The sequence below is a fragment of the Flagellimonas lutimaris genome (assembly GCF_003581615.1).
Classification (GTDB): Bacteria; Bacteroidota; Bacteroidia; order Flavobacteriales; family Flavobacteriaceae; genus Flagellimonas; species Flagellimonas lutimaris.
In genome coordinates this window covers 1-479 of record NZ_QXFH01000050.1, presented here as the reverse complement: position 1 = coordinate 479, position 479 = coordinate 1, and the positions used below count along the sequence as shown (strand labels likewise).

The following is a 479-nucleotide window of genomic DNA, read 5'->3' as shown; positions in this document are numbered from 1 at the left end:
CACTCGCTCTCAAGCCCGCCGCCTTCACCGCCGAGAAGTCCGCCGCGAGAGGGCTGCCGTCGCTCGCCAGAACCGCCACTCCTTTGAGAGTTGAAGCCAGTGGCGGCAAGAAGATCAAGACCGACACACCTTATGGAACTGGCGGCGGCATGGACTTGAGAAATGGTGTCGACGCCTCTGGCAGGAAGCCTAAGGGAAAGGGTGTGTACCAGTACGTGGACAAATACGGTGCTAACGTGGATGGATACAGCCCCATCTACAACGAGGATGAGTGGGCTCCAAGCGGCGATGTGTACGTCGGCGGCACCACCGGCTTAGCCATATGGGCAGTCACCCTCGCCGGCATACTCGCCGGTGGTGCACTTCTGGTCTACAACACCAGTGCTTTGGCTCAGTAATCCAAATCTATATATATTCTTCTCTAGTTTGTATGCACTCGCTCTTTGGAACTCTGTTCCCCTTTAGCTCTTGTATACTTT

Annotated in this window: 1 protein-coding gene; it reads left to right on the top strand. The window is 55.5% G+C overall.

Annotated elements, in window-relative coordinates:
* Positions 1-398 (top strand): photosystem II protein PsbR (psbR, locus tag D2V08_RS01440; protein WP_147374038.1); only part of this gene is annotated, 398 nt, incomplete at its 5' end.
* Positions 399-479 lie beyond the last annotated feature (81 nt).